This window comes from Rhodococcus sp. IEGM 1351 (assembly GCF_030056875.1).
GTDB lineage: Bacteria > Actinomycetota > Actinomycetes > Mycobacteriales > Mycobacteriaceae > Rhodococcus_F > Rhodococcus_F opacus.
In genome coordinates, this window is sequence record NZ_JASHKU010000007.1 from 229681 (window position 1) to 241651 (window position 11971).

General features: G+C 66.4%; 11 protein-coding genes. 8 read left to right on the top strand and 3 right to left on the bottom strand.

The features are described from left to right. The first annotated feature begins 5 nt into the window (after positions 1-5). The 4 genes from QM806_RS14770 to groL all read left to right on the top strand — a co-directional run bounded on the left by QM806_RS14770 (position 6) and on the right by groL (position 4199). Positions 6-899 (top strand): universal stress protein, encoded by an 894-nt coding sequence (locus tag QM806_RS14770; RefSeq protein ID WP_283291882.1) that lies wholly within the window; start codon positions 6-8, stop codon positions 897-899. Between the two features lie 32 nt (positions 900-931). Continuing rightward, positions 932-1711, top strand: a complete 780-nt coding sequence (locus QM806_RS14775; RefSeq protein ID WP_005560941.1) for an HAD-IIA family hydrolase — start codon at positions 932-934, stop codon at positions 1709-1711. 80 nt (positions 1712-1791) lie between these two features. Further along, positions 1792-2346, top strand: coding sequence for a DUF6764 family protein (locus tag QM806_RS14780; RefSeq protein WP_005560942.1), 555 nt, complete (start codon positions 1792-1794; stop codon positions 2344-2346). Between the two features lie 227 nt (positions 2347-2573). Next, the gene (gene groL, locus QM806_RS14785; RefSeq protein ID WP_005263938.1) at positions 2574-4199 is read left to right on the top strand and encodes a chaperonin GroEL; all 1626 of its coding nucleotides are present in this window, start codon (positions 2574-2576) and stop codon (positions 4197-4199) included. A gap of 214 nt (positions 4200-4413) precedes the next feature. Here groL and QM806_RS14790 read toward each other — a convergent pair whose 3' ends face one another. After that, complete coding sequence (locus QM806_RS14790) at positions 4414-4620, bottom strand: PspC domain-containing protein (RefSeq protein WP_005263939.1); 207 nt, start codon at positions 4618-4620, stop codon at positions 4414-4416. Between the two features lie 781 nt (positions 4621-5401). Here QM806_RS14790 and QM806_RS14795 point away from each other — a divergent pair. Together QM806_RS14795 and QM806_RS14800 are read left to right on the top strand one after the other, a co-directional pair. Next, a complete protein-coding gene (locus tag QM806_RS14795) occupies positions 5402-6445 on the top strand; it encodes an alpha/beta hydrolase (RefSeq protein ID WP_005560943.1) in 1044 nt (347 codons plus the stop codon). A 73-nt stretch (positions 6446-6518) separates the two neighbouring features. Beyond that, a complete protein-coding gene (locus QM806_RS14800; RefSeq protein WP_005251814.1) occupies positions 6519-7352 on the top strand; it encodes an alpha/beta hydrolase family protein in 834 nt (277 codons plus the stop codon). Between the two features lie 39 nt (positions 7353-7391). Here QM806_RS14800 and QM806_RS14805 read toward each other — a convergent pair whose 3' ends face one another. Beyond that, positions 7392-9470, bottom strand: coding sequence for a prolyl oligopeptidase family serine peptidase (locus QM806_RS14805; protein WP_283291953.1), 2079 nt, complete (start codon positions 9468-9470; stop codon positions 7392-7394). A 67-nt stretch (positions 9471-9537) separates the two neighbouring features. On the opposite strand from QM806_RS14805, the gene lpdA reads away from it, so the two are divergent. Together lpdA and QM806_RS14815 are read left to right on the top strand one after the other, a co-directional pair. Beyond that, positions 9538-10938: a dihydrolipoyl dehydrogenase gene (lpdA, locus tag QM806_RS14810; protein ID WP_054245711.1), complete on the top strand. Its 1401-nt coding sequence runs from the start codon at positions 9538-9540 to the stop codon at positions 10936-10938. 112 nt (positions 10939-11050) lie between these two features. Then, positions 11051-11497: a DUF5709 domain-containing protein gene (locus QM806_RS14815; protein WP_005563352.1), complete on the top strand. Its 447-nt coding sequence runs from the start codon at positions 11051-11053 to the stop codon at positions 11495-11497. Here the strand turns inward: QM806_RS14815 and QM806_RS14820 are convergent. Further along, the gene (locus QM806_RS14820) at positions 11490-11900 is read right to left on the bottom strand and encodes a winged helix-turn-helix transcriptional regulator (protein WP_005563350.1); all 411 of its coding nucleotides are present in this window, start codon (positions 11898-11900) and stop codon (positions 11490-11492) included. The genes QM806_RS14815 and QM806_RS14820 overlap by 8 nt on opposite strands. Between the last annotated feature and the right edge of the window lie 71 nt (positions 11901-11971).

Below are 11971 nucleotides of genomic sequence, written 5' to 3' on the forward strand. Positions count from 1 at the left end.
GAGATATGAGCGAACATGCAGGGGCGCCCGTGGTCGTCGGCGTCGATGGTTCCCGCGCCGCGCTCGACGCGGCGCGCTGGGCCGCGGGCACGGCGGTCCGGCTCGACGCCCCACTCCTGCTCGCCCACACGTACCCGGACGAGGCCACGTTCTACAACGGCACCGCGATGATGATCGACGCCCAGTTCATCCAGGAACTGCGCGAGGACGGCAACTCGATGCTCGACGCCACCACCGCCGCCGTCCTACAGGACCATCCCGGACTCGCCGTCGAGCGCGACGTCCGATCGGGCGCGGCGGCGTCCCACCTGATCGAGTTGTCGAGGGCGGCGCGGATCGTGGCGCTCGGTGCGCAGGGTGCGGGCGCGGTCACCGACTACCTCCTCGGGTCCACCGTGCTCCGCACGGTCAACCACGCGCACAGCCCCGTCGCGGTCGTCCGGGGAGAGCCCGCGACGGCGGCACCGGACACCCGCCCGATCGTCGTCGGCGTGGACGGCAGCCAGGTCAGCGAGAAGGCCGTCGAGGAGGCGTTCGCACTCGCGTCCGCGTTCGGCGTCGGTCTGGACGTGGTACACGCGTGGAGCGGCGAGAAGCAGCACGGGCTCGCCCACGCGTCGAAGTACGTGGACTGGACCGCCTACGAGGAAGGGGAGAAGGCCATCGTGTCCGAATGCCTCGCCGGCATCCGGGACGAGTACCCGGACGTGCCGGTGAACGCGGTGACGACGCAGGGGGTGTCCGCCGACGTCCTGCTGCGGCACGCGACACGGACGCAACTGCTGGTGGTCGGAAGCCACGGGCGCGGCAAGGTGCTGGGTGCCCTGCTCGGATCGGTCAGCCAGAATCTGGTGCACCACGCACCCTGTCCCGTCCTCGTCTGCCGGGCTCGGCAGTGACACCGTCCGAGCCGCGCGGATAGGCTCCTGTCATGGCTGGGGTCGAGGGTGTCCTGCTCGATATCGACGGGGTGCTGGTTACTTCGTGGCATCCGATCGACGGTGCCGCCGCCGCGGTGCGGGAGGTGCGCGAGCGCGGACTCGCGTGCGCCTACCTCACCAACACGACGTCCCGGACGTGCGACGAGATCGCCGATGCCCTGCGGTCGGCGGGCATCGAGGCCGACGCCGGCGAGATCGTCACAGCGGCCCGGCTCACCGCGGAGTACGTCCGGTCGACCTACCCCGGGGCGCGGGCCTGGGTCCTCAACAGCGGCGACATCACGGCCGATCTGTCCGGGATCGAACTGGACGACGACGACCCCGAGGTGGTGATCCTCGGTGGGGCCGGGCCGGAATTCACCCACGACGCACTCAGCCGCGTGGTGGAGCTGATGCTCGACGGCGTCCCCGTGGTCGCGATGCACCGGGGCACCACATGGGCCACCCACGACGGGCTGCGCATCGACACGGGTACCTACCTCCCCGGTATGGAGGAGGTCGCGGGAACGAACGTCGTCTCGGTGGGCAAGCCGTCGCTCGCGGCGTTCCTCACCGCCACCGATCTGATGGGCACGGAACCGGATGTGACGGTGATGGTCGGTGACGATCTGACAGGTGACGTCCTGGCCGCGCAGCGGGTGGGACTGATCGGCGTGCTGGTGCGGACGGGCAAGTTCCGCCAGTCGATTCTGGACCTCGCCCCGCAGCGTCCGGACCACGTCGTCGACTCGGTCGCGCAGCTGCCGAAGCTCCTCGACGAACTCGCCTGACCGCGGTCCGGGACTAACCGCCCGCGAGCGGGTACTCTCGCGGCGAATCCTCCAATTCGACGTTCCCAGAAGGAGCTTCCATGCTCGCTGTCTCCACACCCGTCACCTCGACCGCCTCGGCATCTCGTACTCGTATCTCGTCTCTGTTCGGCCGACGGCTGGCACGTGTGGGAGCGGCGATGGCCGTGGGTCTGGGCGTCGCGGCGGGAATCTCGGTGGCCGGCGCAGGCGTCGCCGGTGCCGCCCCCGTCAACTGTGTCTCCCCGCCGTCGGCGAACGACGTCCAGGTGTCGGACACCGCGAGCTGCGGCGCCAAGGCGACCGACGCCGGCGTCGCCCACGCGATGGCCGCGGACAGCGGCACCGCGGTGAGCGTCGCCAACGGACACAGCGGCGCCACCACGTACGCCAACGGATACGGAACGTCGCTCGGTGCGTCGACCGGCTCGGGGCAGGCGTACGCGCTCGCGCTCGGCGGCGGCATCGCCCGTTCCGGTGCGGCCGACGGCACCACCACCGTCGCGATCGCCGGGTGGGGTTCGGGTGCGACTGCCGACGCGAACGGCGTCGACTGCGTCGGTGCCCTGTCCCTCGCGTTCAACGTGAACACCGGTCAGGTGTGCGCGATGCGCTGATCGCCCGGCCACCGGTTCCGTCCCGACCTTGCACTCACCCTGTCCGAGTGCTAAAAATGCACTTGGCACTCACGACGCGTGAGTGCCAGGTCGGGACGGTGAGACCGGGAACCAAAGACACCCCTGGTCGTCCGTCGCGGGCACCGAACTCGGCCGAAGGCGTAAATGAGGCGACCCGACTAGCGGTCGCCTTGTGTGTCACCCCCAATCCGGAGGATCACTTCGCAATGGCCAAGATCATCGCGTTCGACGAAGAGGCCCGTCGCGGCCTCGAGCGGGGACTCAACGCCCTCGCCGACGCAGTCAAGGTGACGTTGGGCCCCAAGGGTCGCAACGTCGTGCTCGAGAAGAAGTGGGGCGCCCCCACGATCACCAACGATGGTGTTTCCATCGCCAAGGAGATCGAGCTCGAGGACCCCTACGAGAAGATCGGTGCCGAGCTGGTCAAGGAGGTCGCCAAGAAGACTGACGACGTCGCCGGCGACGGAACCACCACCGCTACCGTTCTCGCCCAGGCTCTCGTCCGTGAGGGTCTCCGCAACGTCGCTGCCGGCGCCAACCCGCTGGGTCTGAAGCGCGGCATCGAGAAGGCCGTCGAGGCCGTCACCGTGCGTCTGCTCGAGACCGCCAAGGAGATCGACACCAAGGAGCAGATCGCTGCTACCGCTGGTATCTCCGCAGGCGACCCGTCCATCGGCGAGCTCATCGCCGAGGCCATGGACAAGGTCGGCAAGGAAGGCGTCATCACGGTCGAGGAGTCCAACACCTTCGGCCTGCAGCTCGAGCTCACCGAGGGCATGCGCTTCGACAAGGGCTACATCTCGGCGTACTTCGCCACCGACCCGGAGCGTCAGGAAGCCGTCCTCGAGGACGCGTACATCCTGCTCGTGAGCTCCAAGATCTCCACGGTCAAGGACCTGCTGCCGCTGCTGGAGAAGGTCATCCAGTCCGGCAAGCCGTTGGTCATCATCGCCGAGGACGTCGAGGGCGAAGCCCTGTCCACCCTGGTGGTCAACAAGATCCGTGGCACCTTCAAGTCCGTGGCCGTCAAGGCTCCCGGCTTCGGTGACCGTCGCAAGGCTCAGCTCGCCGACATCGCCATCCTCACCGGTGGCGAGGTCATCAGCGAAGAGGTCGGCCTCTCCCTGGAGACCGCCGGACTCGAGCTGCTCGGCCAGGCACGCAAGGTCGTCATCACCAAGGACGAGACCACCATCGTCGAAGGCGCGGGAGACCCCGAGGCCATCGCCGGTCGCGTGGCGCAGATCCGCGCCGAGATCGAGAACAGCGACTCCGACTACGACCGCGAGAAGCTGCAGGAGCGCCTGGCCAAGCTGGCCGGTGGCGTTGCAGTCATCAAGGCTGGCGCTGCCACCGAGGTGGAGCTCAAGGAGCGCAAGCACCGCATCGAAGATGCCGTGCGTAACGCCAAGGCTGCCGTCGAAGAGGGCATCGTCGCCGGTGGTGGCGTGGCTCTGCTGCAGTCGGCTCCCGCGCTCGACGACCTGAAGCTCGAAGGTGACGAGGCCACCGGTGCGAACATCGTTCGCGTCGCCCTCGAAGCACCGCTGAAGCAGATCGCCTTCAACGCGGGCCTCGAGCCCGGCGTCGTTGCCGAGAAGGTTCGCAACCTGCCCGCAGGTCACGGCCTCAACGCCTCGACCAACGAGTACGGCGACCTGCTCGAAGCCGGCATCAACGACCCGGTCAAGGTCACCCGCTCCGCGCTGCAGAACGCAGCGTCCATCGCGGCTCTGTTCCTGACAACCGAGGCCGTCGTCGCCGACAAGCCGGAGAAGGCCGGAGCGCCCGTGGGCGACCCGACCGGCGGCATGGGCGGTATGGACTTCTAAAGGCGGCTACGCCTCCTGTGAGTGGTTGAGGAGTCCTCGGACTCGCCTACCACTCACGGGCACGAAGTGCTCGAAGAGCCCGGGACACCATCTGGTGTCCCGGGCTCTTTCGTGTCGGTGACCCGCCCCTTCCCGTGTGCGCGTCGGCAGATCTCCTGTCGGCAGTGGCCGTGGATTCGTTTCACGGCCACAGTGCTTTTCGGTGTCGCCCGGGTCAGTGTCCGGCCGGCATCAGCATCCAGGCGGCGAGGTAGACGAGGGCCGCGGTGCCGCCGGTGACCAGCGTGGCGACCACGGTGAGCAGCCGGACGAGGTTGACGTCCACCGAGAAGTATTCGGCGATGCCGCCGCAGACGCCTGCGAGCATCTTCTGGTTGTCGGAACGGGTGAACTGGCGGGGAGTGTTGCTCTCGAATGTCATGCTCCCATTCTGTTGGGCGAGACCTGCCGGCACATCGGGATGTACCCCGATCCCGACCCTGGTCTTTCACCCTGAGTGCCCGCTCCATACCGCTCGCTGTTCGTGGCTCGGGGTCGATCGTTCTCGTGTCCGCGCCGCGCCGATGAACTCGATATCCCACACTTCAGGGCGATTCGGTGTAAGGATAGAAACTTTTGCCGATCAATTTTGAATTAGAGACAAATCGGATGCGTTCACCGCGGCAAAAGAAGAGACATTCGAATTCGCCGACCCTCATTCTCGGGCGGGTGATTCAAGGGCAATGACAAGAAAAAGTCCGGAAACAATGCAATCAGGTATGTTCTGTCGCTCCTCGATTACGGGAACGTGGATCCGGAGGTCGTGGTGACGCTATATAACCTGATAGAGGCGCATGTTCAGGCGATAATTGAGAAGTAGCCAGTACTCATTCGTGAGTTCGTCGTTAAGTCAACGATCGCAAATGTTTACCACTTTGTGCTTATTCGAAGAGAAAACTCGGGTACAAATGACGGAGCCCCTGATCGCGGGGGGAAGTTCGAAATCCACTGCGTCGAAAAGGAGTAATACTATGTCCGACAGCTTTCTGACTCTGCTCGAAGCGCTCACCACACTGATCGACTTCATCGGGTCCGTCGCGGAATAGGGAAACCCCCGTTTCGACCCCACTTCTCGACGAGAGCTGGAGTCCACATGACATCATGTGGGCTCCAGCTCTCGCCTCTTCGGAGTCGGGCAGGTGACGTCGCAGCGAAGGAGAACGATGGTCAACCGCACTGCAGCGGGTAGGTACGGGGTGCGGCTCGCGCTCGCGGTCGCCCTGACGGCGGCGATTCCGTGCCTCGGAGTCCAGGCGTCCGCTTCCGCCGATCCGACCGGAGACGCCAGTGTCGCGGCCGGTGGCTCCCACCTGGTGAGCACCGACGAGATCGACGACCGGCAGTTGACCATGCAGGTGTACTCGGCCTCCATGGACCGGGAGATTCCACTGCGGGTCATCACTCCCGCGGACACGAGCGCACCGAGGCCCACGCTGTACCTGCTCAACGGGGCGGGCGGCGGCGAGGACTCCGCCACGTGGCAGGCCAGGACCGATGTCGTCGACTTCTTCGCCGACAAGAACGTCAACGTGGTCACGCCCATGGAGGGCGCGTTCAGTTACTACACGGACTGGGAGCAGACCGACCCGGAACTGGGCAACAACAAGTGGACGACGTTCCTCACGCAGGAACTTCCGCCGATCGTCGATTCCGCGCTCGGCACCAACGGCGTCAACTCGATCGCCGGCATCTCGATGGCGGGTAGTTCCGTGCTGAGCCTGGCGCAGTCGGCTCCCGGCCTGTACGAGAGCGTCGGCGCCTACAGCGGTTGTGCGATGACCAGCACGGACCCCGGCCGTACGTACGTGCGGCTGGTCGTCGAGGGCCGCGGCGGCGGCGACACCTCCAACATGTGGGGACCGGAAGACGGCCCCGGCTGGACGGCCAACGACCCGTACATCAACGCGGAGAAGCTGCGCGGACTCGACATCTACGTCAGCAACGGATCCGGACTGCCCGGGCCCGGCGACCAGCTGAACGGGCCGGGGATCAACGGCGACGTCGGAACGCTCGCCAACCAGATCCTCCTCGGCGGCGCCATCGAGGCGGCCACCAACCAGTGCACCCACGCGCTCGCGGACAAACTGAACGAACTGCAGATTCCCGCAACGTTCGACTTCCGGCCCGTCGGCACGCATTCGTGGTCGTACTGGCAGGAAGACCTGCACAAGTCGTGGCCGATGCTCGCTGCGTCGATCGGCCTGTAATCACCGGTCTCGGATGAGACTCGACCCCCGCAGATCCCGGATCTGCGGGGGTCGAGCCGTCTAGTCTGACGAGGTGGAGACAGTACCGATCCAGATGCCCGACGGAACCACCACTCCGGTTCGCCTGTTTCCCGGCCCGGACGAGGCCCCCGTCATCGTCGTGTTTCCCGGCCTGGGAATTCCCGCCGGCTACTACGAACCCTTCGCCGAGGAACTCGTGTCCCGGGGGTTCAACGCGGCAATCGGCGAGCTCCGCGGCCAAGGCGACAGTCGTCCCCGCCCGAGCAGCGCCAGCACGTACGGCTACCACGAACTGGTGGCCCTCGACTTTCCCGCAATCTTCGAAGTGGTGCGGGAGCGATTTCCCGCCGCCACGCCCTTCCTGCTCGGACACAGCATGGGGGGTCAGCTCGGTGTGATGTACGCGGCCCGGATCCGCGGCCGGCTCGGCGGGATCGTGCTCGTCGCGTCCGGGTCGCCGTATCACCGGGGGTTCCCCGGCATCCATGCCCCGCGGATGCTGGTCGGCGCCGCGGCGATGTCGATGACGGCCAACCTGGCGGGGTTCTGGCCCGGCGACAAACTCGACATCGGAGGGTTCGGGCGGCAGTCGAAGGCGCTGATCACCGATTGGTCGCGATTCGCCCGCACCGGCAGGATCGAACCCGACGGCGCCGACATCGACTACGAGGAACGCATCGCCCGGCTGAAACTGCCGGTGCTGTCGGTGACCGTCGAGGGTGACGATCTGGCGCCGGAATCCTCGGCGAAGAACCTCCTCGCGAAGCTCCCGAACGCCGATGTCACGCTGTGGCACCAGCCGCAGCCGCTGGGCCACAACGGGTGGATCCGCGACCCAGCCGGCACCGTCGACCGGATCGTCGAGTGGATCCACGACCACACCTGACCCGTGAGTACTTATTAACCGCGGGCGGTTGATAAGTACTCACGGGCGGGTGAGCATCTCCCACAGGAACGTGAACGTGAGCGCCGATTTGAATGCGGCCTGCGCGTTGTCCGCGGCCCCGCCGTGCCCGCCCTCGATGTTCTCGTAGTACCAGACCTCGTGGCCCTGCTTCTCGAGCAGTGCCGTCATCTTGCGGGCGTGGCCGGGGTGGACGCGGTCGTCGCGGGTGGACGTGGTGACGAGGATCGGCGGGTAGTCCGCGGTCGCGTCGGTGTTCTGATACGGCGAGTACTCGCTGATGAACTTCCAGTCGTCCGGGTTGTCCGGATCGCCGTACTCGGCCATCCACGACGCCCCGGCGAGCAGCAGGTGGTACCGCTTCATGTCGAGGAGCGGAACCTGGCACACGATCGCCCCGAACAGTTCCGGGTAGCGGGTGAGCATGACGCCCATGAGGAGTCCGCCGTTGCTGCCGCCCTGGATCCCGAGCTGCTTCGACGTCGTGATGCCGCGGGCCACCAGGTCGCGAGCGACCGCGGCGAAGTCCTCGAACGCCTTGTGGCGACCCTCCCGCACCGCCTGGGTGTGCCACGACGGGCCGTACTCGCCGCCGCCGCGGATGTTCGCCACCACGTACGCGCCGCCGCGTTCGAGCCACGCGAACCCGACCGAACCGCTGTATCCCGGGACCATCGAGTTCTCGAAGCCGCCGTATCCGTACAGCATGGTGGGGCAGGGGCCGGTGACGTCGTCGCGGCGCACCACGAAGTAGGGGATCTCGGTTCCGTCGTCGGACACCGCGAAGTGCTGCGCCACGGACATGCCGTCTGCGTCGAAGAACGACGGCGCCTGCTTGACGGGTTCGAGCGGTCCACCGACCGTGCCGTACAGCAGCGTCGCCGGCGTCGTGAATCCGCTGGAGTTGACGAAGAAGCTGTCGCTGGTGCGGGGATCGGTGCTGATGATCCCGCTCGCCGTGAGTTCCGGTACACCGTCGAGAGGCTTCTCCTCCCACCCGGTGTCGTTCGGCGTGAGCACCGACAGCTTGGTCTGCACATCCGACAGTCGCACGAGGAGAAGGTGGTTCCGGGTCCACGTTCCCTGCTCGAGTGATGTGTGCTCGTCCGGGGTGAACAGTGGCGTCAGCTCGCGTGACCCGGCGAGGAAGTCCGCGTAGTTCGCGGCGAGCAGCGACCCGGCCGGGTAGACGGTGCCGTCCACGTCCCAGTCGGTGCGCGGACGGATGGTCAACCAGTCGCGGTACACGGACGAGCCCGCGTCGTCGGGGGTGTCGATCCGGACCTTCGACCCGTCCGGGAGCAGCTGGTAGCGCTCGGAATTGTAGAAGTCCATGGACCGGCCGACGAAGTGCCGCTCGTATCCGGGGGTGTCGTCGTACGAGGCGCCGACGGACACGTCAGTGGTCTCACCCTCGAAGACGGTGACCGCCTCGGTGAGCGGGGTGCCGCGATGCCAGCGTTTCGCGATTCTCGGGTAGCCGGAGTCGGTCATCGAGCCTTCGCCGAAGTCGGTCCCGACGTACACGGTGTCCGTGTCGATCCAGCTGATGCTGGTCTTCGCCTCGGGGACGTCGAATGCGTGGTCACCGCCGACGAATTCGCGCTTCTCGATGTCGAATTCGCGCACCACGGACGCGTCGGCGCCACCACGCGAGAACGACAGCAGGGCGCGTGACTGCTCGGGTCGCAGCACGCTGGCCCCGGCCCACACCCAGTTCTCGTCTTCCCGTTCCGCCAGGGCGTCGACGTCGAGCAGGACGTCCCACTCGGGGTTCTCCGTGCGGTACTGCTCGAGCGTGGTGCGCCGCCAGATGCCGCGTTTGTGGTCGCCGTCGCGCCAGAAGTTGTACAGGTACTCGCCGCGCATGCCGGCGTAGGGGATCCGGTCGTCCGTGTCGAGCACGTCCAGGATCCGGCTCTCGAGCGCAGAGAACTCGGCGTTCTCGGTGTACTCGGCGAGCGTGCGGGCGTTGCGCTCGCGCACCCAGTCGAGTGACCGTTCCGCGGTGACATCTTCGAGCCAGAGGAAGGGATCCGTCATGGCGCCATTCTTGCAGGCGGTGTCGTGCCTGGTCGCGGCGGCAAAGGTGGGACGGATGAGGCTACTCGCGGGTAATGCGACCGCGTGGAGACAGCGATTCCGGACGGGACTACCCTGAACAACCGTGACCTCACACTATGACGTCGTTGTCCTCGGAGCCGGTCCCGGTGGGTACGTCGCTGCTATCCGCGCGGCACAGCTGGGATTGAGCACCGCCATCATCGAGCAGAAGTACTGGGGCGGTGTGTGCCTGAACGTCGGCTGCATCCCCTCCAAGGCACTTCTCCGCAATGCCGAACTTGCGCATCTCTTCACAAAAGAGGCCAAGACGTTCGGCATCTCGGGAGAGGCGTCCTTCGATTTCGGCGCCGCCTACGACCGCAGCCGCAAGGTCGCGGACGGGCGTGTCAAGGGCGTTCACTTCTTGATGAAGAAGAACAAGATCACCGAGTACGACGGCAAGGGGTCGTTCACCGACGCCAACACCATCTCGGTCGAGCTGTCCAAGGGCGGGACGGAGACGGTGACGTTCGACAACGCCATCATCGCCACCGGTTCCACCACCAAGCTGCTGCCGGGCACCTCGCTCAGCGAGAACGTGGTCACCTACGAGGAGCAGATCCTCACCCGCGATCTCCCGGAGTCGATCCTCATCGTCGGTGCCGGCGCGATCGGCATGGAGTTCGGGTACGTCCTGAAGAACTACGGAGTGGACGTCACGATCGTCGAGTTCCTCGACCGTGCGCTGCCCAACGAGGACGCGGACGTGTCCAAGGAGATCGAGAAGCAGTACAAGAAGCTCGGCGTCACGATCAAGACCGGTGCCGCCGTCCAGAGCATCGACGACGACGGCAGCAAGGTCACCGTCTCGATCAAGAACAACAAGTCCGGCGACATCGAGACCGTCGTGGTCGACAAGGTGATGCAGTCGGTCGGATTCGCGCCCCGCGTCGAGGGCTTCGGCCTCGAGAAGACCGGCGTGCAGCTCGATCGCGGCGCGATCGGCATCACCGACACGATGCAGACGTCGGTGCCGCACATCTACGCCATCGGTGACGTGACGATGAAGCTGCAGCTGGCGCACGTCGCCGAGGCGCAGGGCGTCGTGGCCGCCGAGACGATCGCCGGCGTCGAGACGTTGCCGATCGAGGACTACCGGATGATGCCGCGGGCCACGTTCTGCCAGCCGCAGGTCGCGAGCTTCGGCCTGACCGAGCAGCAGGCCAAGGACGAGGGTTACGACGTGAAGGTCGCGACGTTCCCGTTCACCGCCAACGGCAAGGCACACGGCCTCGGTGACCCGACCGGTTTCGTCAAGCTGATCGCCGACGAGAAGTACGGCGAACTGCTCGGCGGGCACCTGATCGGCCCGGACGTCTCCGAGCTGCTGCCCGAGCTGACCCTCGCGCAGAAGTGGGACCTCACGGTCAACGAGCTGGCTCGCAACGTGCACACGCACCCGACACTCAGCGAAGCCCTGCAGGAGGCCATCCACGGTCTCGCCGGGCACATGATCAACTTCTGACCCGAATACCGAGAGGGCCCGCACAGTCTCTGTGCGGGCCCTTCGCGTTTCTCCCCGAGTTGCTTCCGCGATCCGATGGCGAACTGCCCGCTGCGATGGCATCGTGGGGAGGATGACCATGCCGGACAGCACGCCAGAAGGATCCGAGGGCGAGTACAGCCTCGACGAAGAGGACCAGTTGCAGCCGGAGGACACGTTGGTCGACAGAGGTGTGGACGACGTTCTCGACGAGGGCTATTCGCCTCCGGAGAGGCCGCTCGGGCTCGACGCGTACGGGACGACGGCCGCCGAGCAGCGCGAGGGTGAGACCCTTGATCAGCGGCTCGCGGAGGAGGAGCCGGACCCGGCTCTGGAGGACGACAACGCGGAGATTCTCGACGACAACGAGGTCGGACGACTGCGGTCGGGCCGGCTCGTCGCAGAGGACGAGGGTGTGGGCGAGGACGAGGAGAAGGACCTCGTGGCGTCCGACATCGGCATCGACGGGGGAGCGGCGTCGGCCGAGGAGGCCGCGGTCCACATCGTCGACGAGGAAACCGACTTCGACGAACTCAGCTGACGCCGCGAGCGGCGTCGTATTTCTCCTGCGCTGCCCGGACGTCGGGTACGCGCGCTTCGACGAGCTCGATCAGGCCGATGAGGCGTGAGCCGACCTCGGCGCCGAGCGGCGTGAGGCTGTACTCGACCTTCGGCGGAATGGCTTCGAGCACTTCGCGGACCACGAGGCCGTCTCGTTCGAGGGCTTGCAATGTCTGCGACAGCATGCGCTCGCTGACGCCGTCGACGCGTCGGCGGAGCGCGCTGAACCGGTAACTGCCCTCGGTCAGCGCCGCGAGCGCGAGCACACCCCAGCGGCCGGTGACGGTCTGCAACGTTTCGCGCGACGCGCAGTCGCGTGCGAAGACGTCGGCTTCGAGGGTGCGGTCTTCACTTTCCTGTGCTGGGTGCGCGGGCTCGGACATACGTCCAGTCTACCCCACATGCAGGAAGTGCTTACGAGAACATTTGCACTTACGAAAAATTAGTGCATGAT

Excerpts from the sequence above, each read along its gene's own strand:
- QM806_RS14790 (WP_005263939.1), bottom strand. The coding sequence starts at position 4,620 with ATGACATTCGAGAGCAACACTCCCCGCCAGTTCACCCGTTCCGACAAC.
- QM806_RS14780 (WP_005560942.1), top strand. The coding sequence starts at position 1,792 with ATGCTCGCTGTCTCCACACCCGTCACCTCGACCGCCTCGGCATCTCGT.
- QM806_RS14770 (WP_283291882.1), top strand. The coding sequence starts at position 6 with ATGAGCGAACATGCAGGGGCGCCCGTGGTCGTCGGCGTCGATGGTTCC.
- QM806_RS14820 (WP_005563350.1), bottom strand. The coding sequence starts at position 11,900 with ATGTCCGAGCCCGCGCACCCAGCACAGGAAAGTGAAGACCGCACCCTC.
- QM806_RS14815 (WP_005563352.1), top strand. The coding sequence starts at position 11,051 with ATGACCATGCCGGACAGCACGCCAGAAGGATCCGAGGGCGAGTACAGC.
- groL (WP_005263938.1), top strand. The coding sequence starts at position 2,574 with ATGGCCAAGATCATCGCGTTCGACGAAGAGGCCCGTCGCGGCCTCGAG.
- QM806_RS14775 (WP_005560941.1), top strand. The coding sequence starts at position 932 with ATGGCTGGGGTCGAGGGTGTCCTGCTCGATATCGACGGGGTGCTGGTT.
- QM806_RS14795 (WP_005560943.1), top strand. The coding sequence starts at position 5,402 with ATGGTCAACCGCACTGCAGCGGGTAGGTACGGGGTGCGGCTCGCGCTC.